This window comes from Caulobacter sp. SSI4214 (genome assembly GCF_012184455.1).
GTDB lineage: Bacteria > Pseudomonadota > Alphaproteobacteria > Caulobacterales > Caulobacteraceae > Caulobacter > Caulobacter vibrioides_E.
The window spans coordinates 1-18501 of the sequence record NZ_SZWJ01000053.1; the positions used below are offsets into that span (position 1 = coordinate 1).

The 18501-nt window shown below is 66.0% G+C and carries 12 protein-coding genes; 4 read left to right on the forward strand and 8 right to left on the reverse strand.

The window, feature by feature from the left end:
- Positions 1-46 precede the first annotated feature (46 nt).
- Entirely contained in the window at positions 47-1030 is a 984-nt protein-coding gene (gene galE, locus FCU40_RS15080; RefSeq protein ID WP_168075995.1) for a UDP-glucose 4-epimerase GalE, read from the reverse strand.
- Between the two features lie 51 nt (positions 1031-1081).
- Positions 1082-1735 (reverse strand): exopolysaccharide biosynthesis polyprenyl glycosylphosphotransferase, encoded by a 654-nt coding sequence (locus FCU40_RS15085; protein WP_035017136.1) that lies wholly within the window; start codon positions 1733-1735, stop codon positions 1082-1084.
- A gap of 330 nt (positions 1736-2065) precedes the next feature.
- On the opposite strand from FCU40_RS15085, the gene FCU40_RS15090 reads away from it, so the two are divergent.
- The gene (locus FCU40_RS15090; RefSeq protein WP_004618538.1) at positions 2066-2428 is read left to right on the forward strand and encodes a CZB domain-containing protein; all 363 of its coding nucleotides are present in this window, start codon (positions 2066-2068) and stop codon (positions 2426-2428) included.
- A gap of 91 nt (positions 2429-2519) precedes the next feature.
- On the opposite strand, the gene FCU40_RS15095 is transcribed toward FCU40_RS15090, so the two are convergent.
- The 4 genes from FCU40_RS15095 to FCU40_RS15110 all read right to left on the reverse strand — a co-directional run bounded on the left by FCU40_RS15095 (position 2520) and on the right by FCU40_RS15110 (position 9015).
- On the reverse strand, positions 2520-3503 hold the full coding sequence (locus FCU40_RS15095) for a glycerophosphodiester phosphodiesterase family protein (RefSeq protein WP_168075999.1): 984 nt from the start codon (positions 3501-3503) through the stop codon (positions 2520-2522).
- A 194-nt stretch (positions 3504-3697) separates the two neighbouring features.
- On the reverse strand, positions 3698-6448 hold the full coding sequence (locus tag FCU40_RS15100) for a TonB-dependent receptor (protein ID WP_168076001.1): 2751 nt from the start codon (positions 6446-6448) through the stop codon (positions 3698-3700).
- A 101-nt stretch (positions 6449-6549) separates the two neighbouring features.
- Entirely contained in the window at positions 6550-7692 is a 1143-nt protein-coding gene (locus FCU40_RS15105; RefSeq protein ID WP_168076003.1) for an ROK family transcriptional regulator, read from the reverse strand.
- A gap of 54 nt (positions 7693-7746) precedes the next feature.
- Entirely contained in the window at positions 7747-9015 is a 1269-nt protein-coding gene (locus FCU40_RS15110; protein ID WP_168076005.1) for an MFS transporter, read from the reverse strand.
- Positions 9016-9402: 387 nt separating this feature from the next.
- Here FCU40_RS15110 and FCU40_RS15115 point away from each other — a divergent pair, with 387 nt between their 5' ends.
- The 3 genes from FCU40_RS15115 (at position 9403) to FCU40_RS15125 (ending at position 13849) form a co-directional block, all read left to right on the forward strand.
- Positions 9403-11217, forward strand: a complete 1815-nt coding sequence (locus FCU40_RS15115) for a methyl-accepting chemotaxis protein (protein ID WP_168076007.1) — start codon at positions 9403-9405, stop codon at positions 11215-11217.
- A gap of 73 nt (positions 11218-11290) precedes the next feature.
- Positions 11291-11521 carry a hypothetical protein gene (locus tag FCU40_RS15120; RefSeq protein WP_004618528.1) on the forward strand — a complete coding sequence of 77 codons (231 nt, stop codon included), beginning with the start codon at positions 11291-11293 and terminating at the stop codon, positions 11519-11521.
- 429 nt (positions 11522-11950) lie between these two features.
- The gene (locus FCU40_RS15125) at positions 11951-13849 is read left to right on the forward strand and encodes a methyl-accepting chemotaxis protein (RefSeq protein ID WP_241693625.1); all 1899 of its coding nucleotides are present in this window, start codon (positions 11951-11953) and stop codon (positions 13847-13849) included.
- 180 nt (positions 13850-14029) lie between these two features.
- Here the strand turns inward: FCU40_RS15125 and FCU40_RS15130 are convergent, their stop codons facing one another.
- The gene (locus FCU40_RS15130; RefSeq protein WP_168076009.1) at positions 14030-16741 is read right to left on the reverse strand and encodes a Plug domain-containing protein; all 2712 of its coding nucleotides are present in this window, start codon (positions 16739-16741) and stop codon (positions 14030-14032) included.
- A 335-nt stretch (positions 16742-17076) separates the two neighbouring features.
- Positions 17077-18450: a S41 family peptidase gene (locus tag FCU40_RS15135; protein ID WP_168076011.1), complete on the reverse strand. Its 1374-nt coding sequence runs from the start codon at positions 18448-18450 to the stop codon at positions 17077-17079.
- Between the last annotated feature and the right edge of the window lie 51 nt (positions 18451-18501).

Below are 18501 nucleotides of genomic sequence, written 5' to 3' on the forward strand. Positions count from 1 at the left end.
TTGAGCGTCCATGGGGGTCGGGCGCGGGCTTTGACCGCCCGCCCCCTTATCGTCCGGCCTGAGCCTGGGCCTGGTGCCAGCGCCAGGCGCTGGACAGGATGGCGTCCAGGTCGCGCGACGGCCTCCAGCCCAGTTGCTCGCGGGCCTTGGCGTTGTCGCCGACCAGAACCGGCGCGTCGCCAGGGCGTCGCGCGGCGACCTGGACCGGCAGCGCCTGACCCACCGCCCGACCGACGCCATCGACCAATTCGCGCACGGTGGTGCCCGCGCCGGTGCCGAGGTTGTAAGACTCCGACGCGCCGCCGGCCAACAACCGACGCAGCGCCGAAACGTGGGCGTCGGCGAGGTCCAGAACGTGCACGTAGTCGCGAACGGCCGTGCCGTCCCGCGTGTCGTAATCGTCGCCGAAGATCGTGAAATGCGGGCGCTGGCCCAGCGCGACCTGGATCGCCAGCGGAATGGCATGGGTCTCCGGCTCGTGCCACTCGCCGATACGGCCTTGAGGATCGGCGCCCGCCGCGTTGAAGTAGCGCATCACCGCGCTGCGGAATCCGACATAGCGGTCGTAGTCCGCCAAGGCCTGTTCGACCATCAGCTTGCTGCGGCCATAAGGATTCAGGGGCGCTTGCGGATGGGTCTCGGGCATCGGCAGGATCACCGGATCGCCGAAGGTCGCGCAGGTCGACGAAAAGACCAGGGCGTTCACCCCCGCCCGGCGCGCCGCCTCGATCAGGGTGATCGTCCCGCCAACATTGTTGTCGAAGAAGGCCCCGGGGTTCTTGACCGACTCACCGACCTCGATGCGGGCGGCGAAGTGCAGAACCGCCACGGGCCTGTGGGCGGCGAACACCGCGTCCAGGCGAGCGCGGTCGCGGATATCGCCCGCCTCGAACGGCCCCCACTGGACATGCTCCCTATGTCCATTGGACAGATCGTCGAACACGACGGGGCGAAACCCGGCCTCGGCCAGGGCCAAGCAGCAGTGCGAGCCCACATAGCCAGCGCCGCCGGCCACCAGAACGGTTTGCATGAAATCCCCTTGAACGCGGCGCGGCCATCATCCGCTTCGCCGACGGAAAACCTAGTAGGCGTTTTCCGTCATCAACAGGTGCGGCGCGGTCATCAGAAGAATTCCGATGTCGCCCGCCAGCGTCCAGCGTTCGATATATTCGTTGTCGGCGTCGATCCGCGCCGCCATCGCTTCGATCGCGCTGGTTCCGCCCCGCAGGCCCTTGATCTGGGCCAAGCCCGTCAGGCCCGGGCGCGCGCGGAAGCGCAGGTGATAGTTGGGGATCAGCGCGCCGTAGTGTTCGTCATGGGCCAGGGCGTGCGGACGCGGGCCGACGATCGACATGTCGCCCTTCAGGACGTTGAGCAGTTGGGGCAACTCGTCGATGCTGGTCTTGCGGATGATCCGGCCGATCGCCGTGATGCGGTCGTCCTCACGCTGGGCCTGCACGACCTTGGCGCCGTTTTCCTGGCACCGCATCGAACGGAACTTGAGGATCGTGAACGCCTGACCATTCAGCCCACCGCGCGACTGCCGAAACAGCACCGGCCCCGGCGACTCGAGTTTGATCAGGACGGCGACGAGCGCCAGCAAGGGCGCGAAGAACAGCAGGGCGCCGCCCGCCACCAGAATATCCATCGCGCGCTTGAGCGGATCTTGCGCAACCGGCGACGCTTTCACGACGCGTGTTCGCGGCTCCGCCGACGAATTAGAAGCGGTTAGCACGTGGTCCCCACCAGTCTATCGCTCGGGTCTTTGCCCGAAAATTTAAAAAGTCTTTACTAAATCGGCGTTCGTCAAACAACCGCGCATGGAGGTTGTTAACCAACCTTTTTCGCCTCGCGACGTTTCTCGCACGATCCGATGACAATCTTGCCTCATCGGCGCCGCCAAATGGGGCGAGCGCCGCGCTCCGACTGGAGATCAGCCCGCCTATAAAGCCTCCCCCAGACCGTGGATAAGCCGGCGTCGCTGTGGATGGAGAGGCCTCCTGAAAACCATTCGGAAACCACGCCGTTGGACAATCTGGACGTGATTGAACCGAGAGGTTTGGCCATGGATTTTCACGAACAAGCGCAGACGCACACTCAAATCCGCGAAACCCTGAGCGCGGCGATCGCCGACCAGATCCCGCTGGACGCTTCCACCCTGAAGTCCGACCGCCTGTGCCCCACGGGCTGCTGGCTGCATGGAAACGGCGCGCGGCGCTGGGCCGGCAATCACGCCTTCATGGGCCTACTGGAAGCCCATCGGGCGTTCCACGCCCAGGCCGGCGCCCTGGCCGACCAGATCAATCGCGGGCACTATAACGAAGCCCAGCGGGCCCTGCGAAATGGGACGCCCTTCGCCCAAGCGCTGGCCGACCTCAACGCCGCGTTTCGGCGCATGAGGACCGCCGCCACCTCGATAGCGGCGTAGCCGCGCGGCGGCGCTCAAGTTCGGACAGGCCGATACGCCGCGACGACCTTCGACTTCCCCTCGAAGACGCCGCGGCGCGGTTGGCGATCACTCAGCGCGCGCTCTGGGCGCCCCGCCGCGCGGCCAGATAGTCCAGGAGAGCGGCGGGTTCGTCGGTCTGGAAGGCCGAGACGCCAGCGGTGATCTGGCGTCCCCAGACCAGGTCCGGGGCGCGCATGGCGTCCTGATCACCGCCATAGCCGATCACGCCCGTGACACCGACGGAGGTCAGGGTGTTGTTCCAGAGCCTGACGCCCGCTCGGCGGGCGGCATCCCGTACAGCCTCGAAGTCCTGGGCGCGAACGAACACGAGTTCGACCGCCGGAATGCGATGTTGTCCCGAGGCTTGCCGCGTCAGGATCGCGGCGAGGTCCGCCCCTTCGCCTGCCCGGACCGTGTTCAGCATCGGCATGAACAGGGCGTCGCGATAAGGCGCCTGGTCGCTCAACGGCGGGGCGCCTGGCAAGGCGTCCGCCTTGATCAGCATCTGTTGGACCAGTCCCGCCTTGACCACGGCCGCCACCACCTCGGGGTAGATCGCCTCCTTGATATCGAGATTGAGCATGATGCGCCCCTTGGCGCGCGCCATGAACTCGTCGAGGGTCGACGGCGCCTCGTCGGTCAAGGTGGGCGACATCAGACCGCCGAAGTTCTGGCGCAGGCGCAGGCGCTTGAACTCGGCCGCCGTCATGTCGGCCACGCGACCAGTTCCATTGGTCGTGCGATTGACCGTCTCGTCGTGCATGATCACCAGGACACCGTCCTTGGTGCGGCGCACGTCGGTTTCGACCATATCCACGCCCAAGGCCACGCACCGCTCGAGAGCCTGCAACGAGTTCTCCGGCGTCGGATCATAAAGGCCCCGGGACGGCGCGGGATTGTGGCAGCCGCGATGGGCCACCACGAAGATCCCGCCCTGGGGATCGTTCAGCTTCGCCACCGCCTGGTCCGCCGAGGCGCTGGCGGCCGACGTCAGGCCGGTCGTCATCAGCACGGTCGCCAAGGCTCCAATCAGTCGGGTCGTGTGTCTGCGCATGGGAGCCGTCTCCATTGGCGTCGTAATTTCTGAAAAGGGGCGCGGGGCGGCGCCAAGGGGATCAAGCGCCGCCCCGCGAAGACGCGCGAAGGACGCGCGCCCGTCGGTGGGCCGGGGCCCGCCTCCGGTTCGAGAAGCAGGCCCCGACTTCAATCATTGGAGCGCGGTCCGACGATCCGACCGCGCGACGGGTTCTAGAAGCGCGGCGTGAACCGCACGCCCAGCCAGAAGACCGTCGGCACCGAATAGGTGTCCTTCAGCAGGTTCTTGTTCGGTCCATAGAAGCTGGTCATGCGCGTATGGGTCAGGTTGCTGGCCTGGCCGTACACCATCAGGCCGGGGCGAACCTCGTAGGTCGCCTGGAAATCCACCTGATCGCGCGGCGCCCAGTAGAGGTCCTGCCAGGCGATGTCCGGCGTGATGGACCTAAGCGCCCTGCCCTGGTGGTTATAGGCGGCGCGGAGCTCCAGACCGGCATGGCTGTAGAAGATGGTCGCGTTGCGGGTCTCGTCCGGCTGGCCGGTCAGGCGGTCGAGCGTCCGCGACACGCCATTGCCGCGCAGCACCTTCAGCTCGCCGTCCAGCTGGCTCCAATTGCCGCTGACGCCGATGTTCTTGAGCCAGGGATGGACCCACTCCAGCGAGTTGACGATCAGGTTCGCCTCGACCCCGCGCACCGACGCCTTGCTGGCGTTGACCGGCCGGGTGACCACCGCGTTGGCATAGGTCACGCCGTCATAGGTGAAGCCCTGCGAGCTGGCGTTGAAGATCTCGTCCTTGATATCCTTGTTGAACACCGCGACCGAGAAGAGGCCGCCGTAGCGGTTCGACAGACGCCAATCCATGGCGAGATCGAGATTGGTCGACAGACGCGGCTTGATGTCCGGATTGCCGACCGTGACGGTCACGCCCGTCGCGTTGGCGTTCCCCTTATCGCTCGCCTGGGTGAAGTTGATCGCGGTGCGGGCGGCGTAGCTGTCGTAGCTGGGGCGACCGATCGTCTGGCTGGCGCCGAAGCGCACATCGATCGTCGGCGTGATGTCGTAGGTCACCAGCGCCGAAGGCAGCAGGAAGTCGTAGGAGGACTTGGTCGGCAGCTTGGTCCAGACGCCAGCCACCCGGGCGCGCCCCGTCGTGTCCTGCTGGGTGGAGTCTTCGTGCAGGCCAAACTGAGCCTTCAGCTTCTCCCCGGCATAGGCGGCGACGCCATAGGCGCCGATCGTCTTCTCGCGGTGCTCAAAGTTGTCCTGATTGCTGAAACCGCTCTGGTCGGTGCTGTTCAACCCGCCGGCGGCGCGGACCGCTTCCCACTGAGCGGCGGCCTTGACCGGATCGATGGTCAGCAGGAACAGGCCGTTCGAATAGCGCATCGGCGCGCCCGCCGGACCGGCGGCGTTGTTCAGCGTCATGAGCGGCGCATTGGCGTTCGGACCGTACTCGACGCGGTACACATTGTACTCAGGCGTGTCCTGCGTGTAGCTGACGCCCGCCGAGAAGCCCCAGCCGCGCGCGTCCCGCGCCATGTTCTTCCGCCAGTCGATCCGGCCGCTGTAGATATTGTCGCTGGCCGAACGCTTATAGTCCGGGCGGTAGTAGAAGGCCTTGTACGCCGACAGATCGTAGAACGCCGCCGGGTTCATGTTGAAGCGTTGGTTGAAGCGGCTGGTGTCGTAGGTGAAGGCGTAGGCCGCCGTCGGGACCACCACGGCTCCGGCGTTGGCGCCCGGCGTCCCGTAGGCCGCGTTGGTGATGTACTTGATCATCGTGATCGGCTCGCGATAGGTCGCGCGCGAAGCCGACCCGCGCGCGCTGAGCACCTGGTCGTCGCCGATCTTCCAGTCCAACCCGGCCTGGAGCAGTTGGGTGTTGGTGATGATGTTGGCGTGCTCGAAGCCGACTTCGACGTCGCCCTTGGGATATTGGCCGCTGGTGGCGGTCTGGTTGAACACCGTCCCGCGCTGGTTGGCGTCCATGATGAGCTCGTTGCGCTCCATGGTGTCCTGGAAGCGGTAGAGGCCGCCAGTCACGAAGCCGTACAGCGCGTCGGTGAAGTTGGCCTCGCCCTTCAGGGTCAGGCCATAGCGCGAGCGGCGGTCCTGGACGTACCAGTACTTGTCCTGCTGCGGCACCGCGAAACCATTGCCCAGATTCTCGCCGCTCTGGGCCACGCCGGCGTCATTGTAGAAGACCGCGTGAACCGTGTCGGTGGTCATGTGGGTTTCGGTGAAGGTGTCCAGCTTCTGATAGTTGGCCGAAGCGGTCAGGCCGTACTTGCCATCGGGACCGAAGGTGAAGCTGCCGGTTGTCTGAACCCGTCCGCCGATCGGCGCCTGCTTGCGCGGCTGCCCCTGGTCGTTGGCGCCGCCGCCGGCGATTTCGAAGGTGAAGAACGGCTTGCCGCCGCCCGCGAAGGCGCTGCGCGTGCGCAGGTCGATGGCGCCGCCCACGGCGTTGGGATCGAGATCGGCGGTGAAGGTCTTGGTGACCGCCATCTCGCTGATCATCGACGACGGCAGGATGTCCAGGCGCACGCCGCGACCGATCGAGCCCAGATTGCCGTTCGGCGTGCCCGGCGAGGCGATCGGAGAACCGTCGATCGTGACGTTGTTATAGGCCGGGCCCAGGCCGCGGATCACAGGCGTGGCCGCCTCGTCGCGCGGGTGTTCGTTGTCGGTGGCCGGGAGGACCGAAAGACCAGGCACGCGCCGCAGCGCTTCGACGATGGTCAGGTCCGGCAGGGCCTGGACCTCGTTGGAGCTGACGACGTCGACCACGCCCGTCGCCTTCAACTTGCTGTCGATGGCCTTGACGTTGGCGCGACGGATGCCGGTGACGACGACCGCGTCGACCGTCGCGTTCGGATCACCGACCGCCTGCGCCAAGGCTGGCGCCGCCGCGCCGAGAAGCGCGCAGAACGCGACCCCGTGAACAAGATACTTCTTCATTGCCGACCCCAGATTTTTCTCGCGCCCGACAGCGCTATGGGACGGCCGAATAAGGTCGGGCGGCGACAGATTTATTTATTTCTGTGGAAATAAATAACCTATTAGCTCGCCCCCGGCCGACCGATCTCGTGGATGGGCAACAGAGCCGCGCCGATGGAGACGGCGCTGCTGCCCAGGGTCGAGGCCTTGACCAGCGGCGGCGTCAGATGCGGCGGCTCATCGGGCTTCATGAACAGGCGCGTCGAGCTCTCGAGGTGACGCGCCAGGCCCTCCAGGATGGACAGCGGCAAGGCGCCGGAGATCACCACGGCCCCGGGGTCCATCCAGACGATACCGGCGTTGACCACCAGTTCGAGCTGCCTTGCCGCGCGGTCGATCCAGGCCGAGATCACCTCGGGGTGCGTGCGCAGGCAGCCTTCCACGTCCAGCAAGGAAGTGACCTCGGCCCCCGCCCCACGCAGCGACGCCAGCAGATCGATGCCCGAGGGGCGCGGCCTTCCGCCCGGATAGAGACGCCCCACCTCACCGGCGTTGCCGTATTCGCCGACGAACATCTCGCGCCCCGCGATGACGCCGCCGCCGACACCGTGTCCGATGAAGAGAGCCAGCGCGGAGTCGCAGACCTTGAGGAGGTTGCCCGTGTAGTATTCCGCCAGGGCGGCGGCGCTGGAGTCGTTCTGGAGCCAGACCGGCAGGCCCAGCCGATCCGTCAGAAAGGCGACCAGATCCAGGTCGCGCCAGCCCTTCAGCCACTCCACGGCCCACCAATGGTTCGGCCGCCCGACGATCGCCGGTCCCGGAATTCCGACGCCCAGCCCCAGGAAGCGCGAGCGCAGCATGTTGTGGTTGACGGCCAGCCCGCGCAGGCGTCGCTCGACCGCCTCGGCGAAGATGGCTGGGTCATCGCTCTCCATCGGTTCGATGTCGCGCGCCACCACTTCGCCCGCGAAATTGACCAGCGAAATCTCCAGCCAACCTGGGTGCACCGTCGCGCCAGCGGCATAGCCCGCGCGGTCCGACACCGTTAGCGGCACGGTGGGCCGCCCCCGCGCCGCCCGCTCATTCTGGTTCTGCTCCTCGACCACGCCAAGGGCGACCAATTCGCGGCTGAGCCGGGTCAGGGCGCCGTTGTGAATGCCCAGCTCGCGCGCCAACTCGGTGCGAGACGCGGGTCCGCCGGTCCGAAGACGCCAGACAATTCGCTTTTGATCCTCGGAAAGATGAATGACGGGCGACGGCCGCATGGACTTCACCAAAGCGTTTAAGGAGCCTCGCACATATTTCTTTTGTGAGAACTATTAAACAAGCTTCGGCGCGAAGTGGCGCGGCGCGAACAGTGCGAGAAAGCCCACGCCTCCGACGGTCACGAGCGCGCCCAAGGCGAGCGCGGTCGCGGGGGCGCCGGCGCGAAATCCGTCCAGAGCCAACCCCACCGCGCCGCCAAAGAGCGCCGAGGCCAGTTTCAGGACGGCGGTCAGCAGCGCGAAGGCGGCCAGGTCGGTGCGCACGCCCGTGCGCAGGGCGTGCTCTCGGACCGCGACGCTCATGCCCCGCCAGAATAGGGTCATGGTTCCACCAAGACCGACCCCATAGGCCAAGCAAGCCGCGAGGGCCGGCGCGCCCGACCGGGGAGCGACCGCGAAACCGACGCCGCCGAAGACGGCCAGCGCCGTAAAGACCAGCGCGGCGCGAAACTCTCCGTCCTCGAAGCGCATACGACCGAGGCCGATCGGACCCATCAACGTGCCTAGCACCAGCGCGAACAGCAGAGCGGCCCCCGTGTGATCGTCCGCGCCCGCGCCTTGTACGAAGGTCACCATGCGCGCGGCCATGCTGAAAGGTCCGGAGTGGATCGCCGCCGCCAGCAATAGCCGCCCAGCGCCTCTGGGCAGGCGAAGACCAGGGACGCTCCGTCGCTCGACGCCTCCCGAGGCGGGGCCCGCCCAAGCCAGGATCCACCCGCTCGTCGCGACGATCAGCACCGCGATCACGGCGACCAACCCAGCTTCGCGCCCCGTCGGCGCGGTCTTGCTGATGATCAGGAACGACAGGGCCGCCACGCAGAGGCGCGCCACGGCGCTGAGCGTTTGACGCAGGATCACGTACCGATGAGCGTCGGCTTCATTGGCCGGCAGCAACGACACCAGGGCGTTCTGAGCCACGTCGTAGACCGCGTAGGCAGTTCTCAGAAAGAAGAGAGCCGCGAGAAGATAGGCGAAAGATCCGACGCCCTCGACCGGCGGCAAGAACACCACCAGCAAGGCGACGGCCGTCAGCACTCCAGCCACGAACTGGATTTGCAGAATGCGACGTCGGCTTCCTTCGGCGTGACGCAGGAAATAGGCGACGGCCGGGTCCAGTCCCGCCCCATAAGCCATGGACAGGAACAGCAAGAGACCCGTCTGATGCGCCGAAAGACCTACGTGAACGTTCGCGTAATAGGCCAGAAGCAGGTCGGTGAACGTCCAGGCCAGACTCTTGGCGAAATGGCCAGCGCCATAGGCCGAACGCCGGGGCGCTTCTCCCTTGGCGTCGCTGTGTTGGCTCGGCGTCTGGATCACTCCCATGCACGGTCTATGACGCCGCGCGGAAACGATTCAATGACAGTCGAAGCCGAGGCCCCGGCGATGCGGCGAAGAGACGCGAGGAGCCAGCTCGCTCGGCCAAGGCTAACGCCGCCCGAGGGCGGCGGCCGACGACTTGAATTTCCGATCATGGCAATTTTCATCAGCGCCATAGGACAAATTGTCACTGTCCGCGGCGACCAATACAAAAAATGCAATTATCCATTGCAATAGAACCATCAAAGAACGCCTCGCCAGAGAATACACCATCCCCTTTTCGGGTTCGGTTTTATTCGATCCCAAGCGCCTAATCTTTGAGTTTAAGCCGTCGTTAAAGGATTCAAGTCAGGCATTTTAGGAACGACATTGCGAGATGGGATGAGGCGAACGATGATCAATTTTAAAGGCGCCACCCGCAAACGGGCCTCCGACACCGCCTCGGCGCTCGCCGCGCTCCGCGCGAAGGTGATGATCGCCGACGCCAATCTGAACATCACCTACATGAACCCGGCGCTCGAAGAGCTGATGCGCGAGGCCGAACAGGAATTGCGCGCCGACCTGCCGCAATTCCGCGCCGACCGGATCATCGGCAGCAATATCGACATCTTCCACAAGAACCCCGCGCACCAGAGGGCCCTGCTGGCCAAGCTGACCCAAGCCTATGACGCGACGATCAATGTCGGCGGCCGGGCGTTCGACCTGCGCGTCATGCCGCTGCGGCAAGGCGACAAGATCACCGGCTATGTCGTCGAATGGGCCGACGCCAAGGAGCGCCTGCTTAATCTCGACTACATGGGTCAGATCGCCGCGATCGGCCGCTCGCAGGCGATGATCGAATTCAAGGTCACCGGCGAGGTCGTCAACGCCAACGAAAACTTCCTCGACGCCATGGGCTACCGTCTCGAGGAGATCCAGGGACGACACCACAGCCTGTTCGTCGCCCCCGGGGAACGCGACACGGAGGCCTATCGCGCCTTCTGGGCCGATCTGGCGCGCGGCCAGTTCTTCTCCGGCGAGTTCAAGCGGATCGGCAAGGCCGGCAACGAGGTCTGGATCCAGGGAGCCTACAATCCGATCCTCGATCACAGGGGCGTGGTGACCAAGGTCGTCAAGTTCGCGACGGTCGTCACCGGCCGTGTCGAGGCGGTTAACGCCATCAGCTTGGGCCTCGAGCGCCTGGCGGCCAACGATCTGACCTATCGCATCGAGCAAGCGGTGGATCCGGCCTTCGCGAAGGTCCGGGACGACTTCAACGCCGCGATGCGCGTGCTCGACGACACCCTGGCGTCCGTGACCCAGGTCACCGACACCGTCGGCGCCGGAGCCGGCGAGATTTCCAATGCGTCGGACGATTTGTCGCGTCGCACCGAGCAGCAGGCCGCCACGCTGGAAGAAACCGCCGCGGCCCTGGACGAGATCACCTCGACGGTCAAGCGCAGCGCCGAAGGCGCCAAGCAGGCCTCCAGCGTGGCCTCGACCACGCGGATCGACGCCACGCGCTCGGGCGACATTGTCGCCGAGGCCGTTTCGGCCATGGGCGAGATCGAGTCTGGCTCTAACCAGATCACCCAGATCATCGGGGTGATCGACGAAATCGCTTTCCAGACGAACCTCCTGGCGCTCAACGCGGGCGTCGAGGCCGCTCGCGCAGGCGAGGCTGGCCGCGGCTTCGCGGTCGTGGCTCAGGAAGTGCGGGCGCTGGCGCAACGCTCGGCCGACGCCGCCAAGGAGATCAAGACCTTGATCTCCAACAGCACCGCCCAGGTCGAGCGTGGGGTGCGCCTGGTGGGCGACACCGGCAAGGCGCTCAACACCATCGTTGATAAGGTCGGTCAGATCGACGCGCTGATCGCCGAAATCGCCAAGTCCTCCCAGGAACAGGCCACGGGGATCAATCAGGTCAACACCGCCGTCAATCAGATGGACCAGGTCACCCAGCAGAACGCCGCGATGGTCGAAGAAGCCACCGCCGCCGCCTCCGGTCTGAAATCCGAGGCGCGCGAGCTGGCCAGCATGGTGGGGCGCTTCCAGACCAGCAAAGCCTCGGCCGCGCCGAGGGCGGTTGGCGACCAACGCAATCCGGTGGTCAGCGCCCCGCGCAAGCCGGAGGTCAGCGCCCGCCCCGGCGCGGCCGTAGCCGCCTCGCCCGCTCGCCGCCTTCAGCAGAGCGCCGCGCTGGCCGTGGAGACCTGGGAGGAATTCTAGAGCGGGTTAATCGCCGGAACATGCCAGCGGTCGCCGCCCGCGCGGATCACTCCTTGAAGGCGCAAGACCGACCATGAAGGCTGAAGACGAGCTCCTCTTTCTGATCAAGTATCAGACCGGGCTCTTTACCGCGCTCGCCGGCATTCTCATCGCGCGCGGCGTGACGGAAAGAGCGGAACTGGCGGCGGCCTTGTCGTTGGTCGCCCAGCAGGAGGCCGATGCGAGACTGCGGGCGTTCTACGGGTCGGTCATAGACACGTTGGAGGATCGGAACGCCCCGCCCATCGGCGCGGCCCTCAACTAGAGCGTGACGCCGAAAGTGGAAACCGGTTTCGGCGCGAGTCACGCTCTAAGTATTTGATTTAGAGCCCCAAGGCAGGCCGAACCACGCCGGACACGATGATGATCCAGATGGTCCCTGACGGCCACCCGCATCTCACCTCGGTTAGATTTCACAAAAATTCAATATTACCCCAGGCCAAGCCGACAAGCGGATTCGGGTATTTTCGAATTCAGCTTACATCCGATCTACACAATTATCGGTTGATACAACCGTGAATATTCAGAAATTGCAGTTATAGACCGCGCGGAATACATGTGACAAATTGATCATTCACCTATGCGGTAACTCCGCCTTAACCAACACACATCGTATTCTTAAGGCGAAGCTTCGCTTTACCGTCGCGCGGTCCGTTGCGCGACATTCAGTGCGCCAAGTTTGGGGGAGTTCGAAGTGGCCAACTTGAAGATTGGGCAAAAGCTCAGCCTCGCCTTCACGCTGATGACCTTGATCTCGGTCGTGGTCGCGATCGTCGTGTTCATCAATCTCCGGGATATTCGCTCGACCTCCCAATGGAACGACCACACCCGGCTGGTGCTCGATCAGGTCGATCGCGTGGGCGCGGCCATGGTCGATCAGGAGACAGGTCTTCGCGGCTACCTGATCTCGAACAATTCGAACTTCCTGGAGCCCTATCGCAAGGGCGCCGCGAGCGCCGACGCGGCCTTGGAGCAGCTTACGTCCCTCACCGCCGACAACGCTCAGCAACAGGCGCGGATCGCGACCCTCAAGGGGCATATCGCCACCTGGCGCGCCAAGGTGGCCGCCGTTGAAATCTCGCAAATGCAGTCCGTCGGCGGGGCCGAAGCCGCCCGAAGCCTGGAGGCGTCCGGCGCCGGCAAGAAGGCGATGGACGGCGTGCGAACCACCTTGGGCGAGATGCGCGACGCTGAAACGGGGCTTCTGGCGGTTCGTTCGGCCAAACGCGATCAGGCGATCTCCCTCGGCCAGGTCGCCCTGATCGTGAGCGGCCTGATCTCGGCGGGCATCTCGGTTGTGCTGGGCTTCTTGATGTCGCGCTCGATCGCCCGTCCGATCGGCCAGATGACCGGCGTCATGGGCCGACTCGCCGCTGGCGACCTGGACGCCGAGGTCAACGGCCTGAACCGCGGCGACGAGATCGGGTCGATGGCCCGCGCCGTTCAAGTCTTCCGAGACAACGGCAAGCGCGCCCGCGCGCTCGAAGAGGAAACCGAGAAGATGCGCGCGTCGGCGGAAACCGAACGCGGCCGAACCGAAGCCGAACGTCGCAGGATCGAGGCCGAACAGGCCGCCGTCGTCGCGACCCTGGCCGCCAACCTCGGGCGCCTGTCTAAGGGCGACCTGACCTGCATTATCTCCGAGGATTTCCAAGGCCAGTACCGCCAGATCAAGACCGACTTCAACACCGCCGTCGAGAGCCTGAAGGCCGCGATGACCACCATCGCCCAGGCGACCGGCGGCATCCGCGGCGGCTCCGAGGAAATCGCCGCCGCCTCCAATGACCTGTCGCGCCGCACCGAGCAGCAGGCCGCCAGCCTTGAGGAAACCGCCGCCGCGCTCGACCAGATCACGGCGACCGTCAAGACCAGCGCCGAGGGCGCCAAGCAGGTGTCCGCCGCGGCGTCCGCCGCCAAGGGCGACGCAGAGCGCTCGGAGACCGTGATGCGCGACGCCGTCACGGCCATGAGCGAAATCTCGGAAAGCTCGGGTCAGATCAGCCAGATCATCGGCGTCATCGACGAGATCGCCTTCCAGACCAACCTCCTGGCGCTCAACGCCGGCGTGGAGGCCGCGCGCGCCGGCGAGGCCGGCAAGGGCTTCGCCGTCGTCGCTCAGGAAGTCCGGGCCCTGGCCCAGCGCTCGGCCGAGGCCGCCAAGGAGATCAAGACCTTGATCGCCAGCAGCTCCAACCAGGTCGAACGCGGCGTCAAGCTGGTGGCCGAAACGGGCGTCGCGCTCAACGCGATCTCCGCCAAGGTCAACGAAATCGACAAGTTGATCTCCGAGATCGCCCGGTCGTCTCAGCAGCAGGCCACGGGGCTCAGCGAAGTCAATGTCGCGGTCAACCAGATGGATCAGGTGACCCAGCAGAACGCGGCGATGGTGGAGCAAGCCACCGCGGCCGCCGCCAGCCTGAAGGGCGAGGCCGGCGAGCTCGAACGCTTGGTCGCCCGCTTCGAAACCGGGGCGGGATCCTCATCCGCCCGTGCTGTCGCCAAGCCCCAGCCGGCCCGACCGGCCCCTTCGCCCAGAGTCAAGCTGGTCGCCGGCGGACAGCAGGCCCTGGCCGAGCGTTGGGACGAGTTCTGACGAGGCTCAAAATCAAATATTTAGAGCGTGACTCGCGCCGAAACCGGTTCCCACTTTCGGCGTCACGCTCTGCCCTGTCTGGTTTAGATGGTCCCATCTAAACCAGACAAACAGGCGCTAAATCTTAGACTTGGAGCGCGTTCGAGCGGCTTAGCCGCTCGCACCTAAACCTAACGCGCTCTAGCTGATCAGCTTTCGAAAGCTGATGCGCACCGTGCGGCCAAGGGGATCTAGATAGTCGCGCTGGTACGCCTGAGGCGTGACGCCGTTCTGGTCATGCACGGTCTGCTTGGCGTTGGTCAGGTTGTCGAAGCTCAACGCCAGACGGCCGCCCTTCAGCCAGGGATGGGCCGCAACCAGCTTCTTCTGCGAGGTGTTGAGGTCGGCGAAGAAATTCAGCCCCACCGTCGCCAGGTCCGAGAAATACAGAGTCTGGCCGCCGGTCGAACCGCCATTGACCCAGGTCGAGCTGGACCAGTTGCCGGTGAAGCGCGCGCCCATGCCGTTCCTGAAGTAGCCGCCCTGGATCTGCACCTGGTGTCGCGCCTGACCGTTGCGCGATGTAATCGCCGCGCCGTCCAGTTGGTCCAGCGTCGCCATGCCCTTGCGGATGGTGACTTCGTCGCTGAGACGCCAGGTGTGGTAGATCGAGAACTGGAACATGCCCTGGCCAGGACGGATCGGCGGCGGACCGCCCATGCCGCCGCCGGGCCCGCCGGGTCCCCCGCCGCCCATCCGCATCACGCCGCCGCCAGGGGGACCGCCGCCAGGACGTCCGCCCATGCCGCCGAACCCGCCCGGCGTCGGCTGGCCGAACGGCTTGAACAGGTTGAAGCCCCAGCGGATCGTCTCGTTCTCGGCGCTGTCGAAGTTCACCGGCCGCGCGTCGATCGACAACAGCCGCCCGGTGGCGTCGCGCACGAAGCGGTCGGGGAAGGCCCGCTCCAGGTCGGGCGTGATAGCCGGGAAGCTGGCGATGACGTCGCGCGTCTCGGCGCGGGTATAGGCGGCGTTGAAGGTTAGCTCGACCTTCTCGAACGGCTTATAGTTGGCCGCCAGCTTGATGACCTTGCGATCGTCGTTGTGCAGGTTCGGATTGCCGCCGTCGGTCCGGACGATGGTCACCGTCTGGCCGGAGGTGAAGTCGAACACCGAGACGTTCGGGGTCACGACCACCGGATCGTTGATCTGGTTGGTGGTCGGCGCGCCCTCTTCGTCGGTGTAACTGACGATGAAGCTGAGCGGCTTGATCGGCGCCCAGTTCACGCCGGCGCCCAGGGTGGTCAGGCCGCCCAGGTCGGACAGGTTCTCGTAGCCCAGATTGAAATTGATCGAGAGATCGCCAGCCTTGGCCAGAAAGTTCTGGCGGGTGCTGGTCAGGGGGATGTTGAAGCTGCTCTGGAAACTCTCGCTGTTGCGCGTCACGTCGCGCGCGGTCGAGACGCCCGAGCGGACGGTCTTGGAGTCCAACCCCTTGCTGTTGGCCCCGACCTTGAGGGTGGTCTGCAGGCCGCCGGCCGGCAGCTGGAACAGGTTGCCGTTGGCGACCAGCTCGGCGGTGGCCGAGGTCGAGATCGAGCGGGCCGTGTCGGCCGCGACGCTCTTGTAGAGGTTCGAGGCGATCGGACCGAACGGATTGACGGAGGGATCGCCCGCCGCCACCGCCGCCTGGAACGCCGAGGCGTCGACGCCCCGGCCCGTGGTGGTGTCGGTCTTGATGCGGTCGAAGTCGCCGGTCAGGTTCCAGCGCCAGTCCTTTATGCGGCCGTTGGCGGCCATGCTGACCTGGGTGCGCAGGGTATCGACGTCGCGCGCCAGGGCACCGGGCGCGTCGATGTATCGGTAACCGGTTACTGCGTTCGAAAACGGCGAGAACGGGCTTCCCGCGGGCAGGGCGAAGACGACTCCGGGCAGGCCCAGCAGCGAGTGGCTGCTGCTGTCTTCCAAGTTGCCGCTGACGGTCAGCTGGGTGTCGCGGTTGATGTCGCGGCTCATCGAACCGCGCAGCGTCCCCTTGTCGGAACGCGCGATCAGGCTGCGGTCGGCGGTCAGGTCGCCGGTATTGGCCCGCCCGGCCAGGGGCGCGAAATCGCTGATCCCGACGCGACCGTTCAAGGCCGCGCGCGGAACGCCCGCGATATTGACCAGGGTCCCGGCCTGCCTGGACAGCGCCGGATCGATCTCGCCGCCGTTCGCGCCGGTGACATTGCCCAGCAGGTCGAAGGGAAGGCCGTTCGGCGAGCGGACGATGTCGCGGTCGGTTTCCAGCAGCGACGGCTCGTGCTGCAGCGTCACGTCGACGTTCCAGCGCTTGTTGCCGTCGATGGTCAGGCGGTTGCCCTGGAAGCTGGGAACGGTGCGGCCGCCGTCGGTGGCCACCCTGGCCGCGCCTTCCATGGCCAGCGCCTTGAAATTCTTTTTCAGGATGAAGTTCACGACCCGCTGCTCGGCCTTGTAGCCGTAGCTGAGGGCGACCTCCTCGGGCAGGATCTCGACCTTCTGGATCGCCTCGGGTGGGATGCCCTGGATCTCCTGGAAGCCCGAGATACGGCGGCCGTTGACCAGCAGCACCGGGCCGGCGCTGGCGTCCCGGCCCCGGGTGCTGGTGGTCTGAGGCGTCAGCATCGTTAGCAGGTCGGCGATGTTCGACGCGCCGAAGCTCTTGATGTCCTCTTCGTTCAGCGTCAGATCCGGCTCGATCGGCCCCTCGACCTTGCCGCGCTTCTCCGCCTCGATGACCAGCCCCTCCACCTCGTTGGGGACCTCCTTGACCTGGGGCGTCTTGGGTCCTTCCTCGACGACCGGAGCGGACGCGATCGGCGCGGCGACGGCGGCGGCGGGGTCCAGCGAGACGGCCGCCAGCCCGTAGAAAAGCATGGTCGAAAGGGTCATGAGGCCCACGGAAAACAAGATCAGGGAGGGCGCCGGCGCCCGACACGCCAACGCGAAGTTGTTGCTCCTTACGAGCGCGAGCGCCCCGCCGCAACGCTTGAGCGGATTAAGAAAAGGCAATGCGGACGATTGCCCGCCAAGCTGTGGCTTTCGGGCGCCGCATCGCGCCCAAGCATTGAAATCACGTCACAATTCGGACGACGACTTAGCGAGCGGCGCAAACATGTTTCCCATTGGAAATATTGGCCGCAACCTTGATGCGGCCTGGCGGAAAGAGGGATTCGGCGATCCCCCAACGCCATCGCCGCAACCTAGGATCGGCCCCAAGCAGCGATCTAGTTGGCGCCGGCCTGGATCTTCTGGATCAAGGCTTCGATCGCCTTGGCGTGACCGCCGGAGAGGTCGTTTTCCGGGAATATCGTCAGGGGCACGTCCGGCTTCAGCCCCTGCCCCTCCACGTCGTCCCCGTTGGGGGCCTTGTAGAGCTCGGCCGGCAAGGCCAGGGCCCAGCCGTTGGGCAGCGGCTTGGGCAGCTGGTCCGAGAACGCCCCGTGCGTCATCCCGCCCGCCAGCTTCACATTGGGCAGGGCCTTCATCATCAGGGTGAAGGTCTCGCCCGCGCTGACGGTGATGTCGCTGGTCACCACATAGACTGGACCGGTGAACCGCGCGCCCGAGGCGGGCTCGACCTTGACCGGCTGGGGCGGCGCCTTGGCCCCGACGCCGACCTTGGAATAGGCCAGGCGCGGCTGGTCGGTGAAGCGGCCGGCGATCCGACGGCTGATCCCGTCATAGCCGCCGCGATTGTTGCTGACGTCGACGATGACCGCCTTGGCGCCGACGAACGCGGCCATGGCCTCGTCCAGCACGGCGTCCAGCGGACGCGGATCGTCCGGGGCGGCGTTCTTGGCGAAGGCGCCCATGGTCACCACGTTCAGATAGCCGATGTCGTCGACCCGTCCCCAGAAGATCCGATTGTTGGCGGCCTGCCGCCCGCGCCCCTTCAGGATCCCGGTCAGGATCCCTTCGCGATAGGCCTGCAGCCAGGCCTTCTCGTCGCCTTGCGGATCGGCGGCGTGGACCCTGGCCAGGGTCGGCGAAAGGCCGGGCTCCAGGTCGCGGAGCTCGCCGCCCACCATGCCGTGCAGCTCGACATGCGGATCGTCGAGCCCCGCCAGCAGGCCCGACAGCGCCGTCCATAGCTGGGCCTCGGAGGCGTTCGGCGAGACCTGGGCCAGAGCGGCTGTCTTGCGGGCCTGCCAGTCCAGCCCGCGCTCGGCCGAGCGGGGATAGAACGCGGCGAAGGTGTCGGCGGCGAAGGCGACGATGCGGTCGGGCGTCCAGCCGGCGGCGCTGATGCAGGCGTTGGGCAGGTTAGGCAGCCGGTCGAACAGATAGCGCGCGGCGTCCGGATCGCCGGTCAGGGTGATCGTCCCCTGCCCTTCGGCGCGCCAGCCGGTCATGATCTCGTCCGGATCGAACTCGCGGCGCGGATCGGGATAGCAGGCCTCGCCGACGGTCTGGAACAGTTGCGCGCCCTCGGGCCCGAACTGCACGATCCAGCCATAGCCCCTCGATTTCCAGGCGCCGTTCAGCTCCGGCGCGACCGCGCCGCCCTTGGCCTTGACCGGCCAGAACGGGCTTTCGGCGAAGGCCGGCGCGGCGATGGACAGGGCGGCCGCGACCGCGATCAGACTCAGGCGCTTCATGCCGCCGAAGGTGACGGCGTCGGGGCCTCGCCGCCAGCGAATTCGCCTCAA

Excerpts from the sequence above, each read along its gene's own strand:
- FCU40_RS15100 (WP_168076001.1), bottom strand. The coding sequence starts at position 6,448 with ATGAAGAAGTATCTTGTTCACGGGGTCGCGTTCTGCGCGCTTCTCGGC.
- galE (WP_168075995.1), bottom strand. The coding sequence starts at position 1,030 with ATGCAAACCGTTCTGGTGGCCGGCGGCGCTGGCTATGTGGGCTCGCAC.
- FCU40_RS15095 (WP_168075999.1), bottom strand. The coding sequence starts at position 3,503 with ATGCGCAGACACACGACCCGACTGATTGGAGCCTTGGCGACCGTGCTG.
- FCU40_RS15110 (WP_168076005.1), bottom strand. The coding sequence starts at position 9,015 with ATGGGAGTGATCCAGACGCCGAGCCAACACAGCGACGCCAAGGGAGAA.
- FCU40_RS15130 (WP_168076009.1), bottom strand. The coding sequence starts at position 16,741 with ATGACCCTTTCGACCATGCTTTTCTACGGGCTGGCGGCCGTCTCGCTG.
- FCU40_RS15135 (WP_168076011.1), bottom strand. The coding sequence starts at position 18,450 with ATGAAGCGCCTGAGTCTGATCGCGGTCGCGGCCGCCCTGTCCATCGCC.
- FCU40_RS15090 (WP_004618538.1), top strand. The coding sequence starts at position 2,066 with ATGGATTTTCACGAACAAGCGCAGACGCACACTCAAATCCGCGAAACC.
- FCU40_RS15115 (WP_168076007.1), top strand. The coding sequence starts at position 9,403 with ATGATCAATTTTAAAGGCGCCACCCGCAAACGGGCCTCCGACACCGCC.
- FCU40_RS15120 (WP_004618528.1), top strand. The coding sequence starts at position 11,291 with ATGAAGGCTGAAGACGAGCTCCTCTTTCTGATCAAGTATCAGACCGGG.
- FCU40_RS15105 (WP_168076003.1), bottom strand. The coding sequence starts at position 7,692 with ATGCGGCCGTCGCCCGTCATTCATCTTTCCGAGGATCAAAAGCGAATT.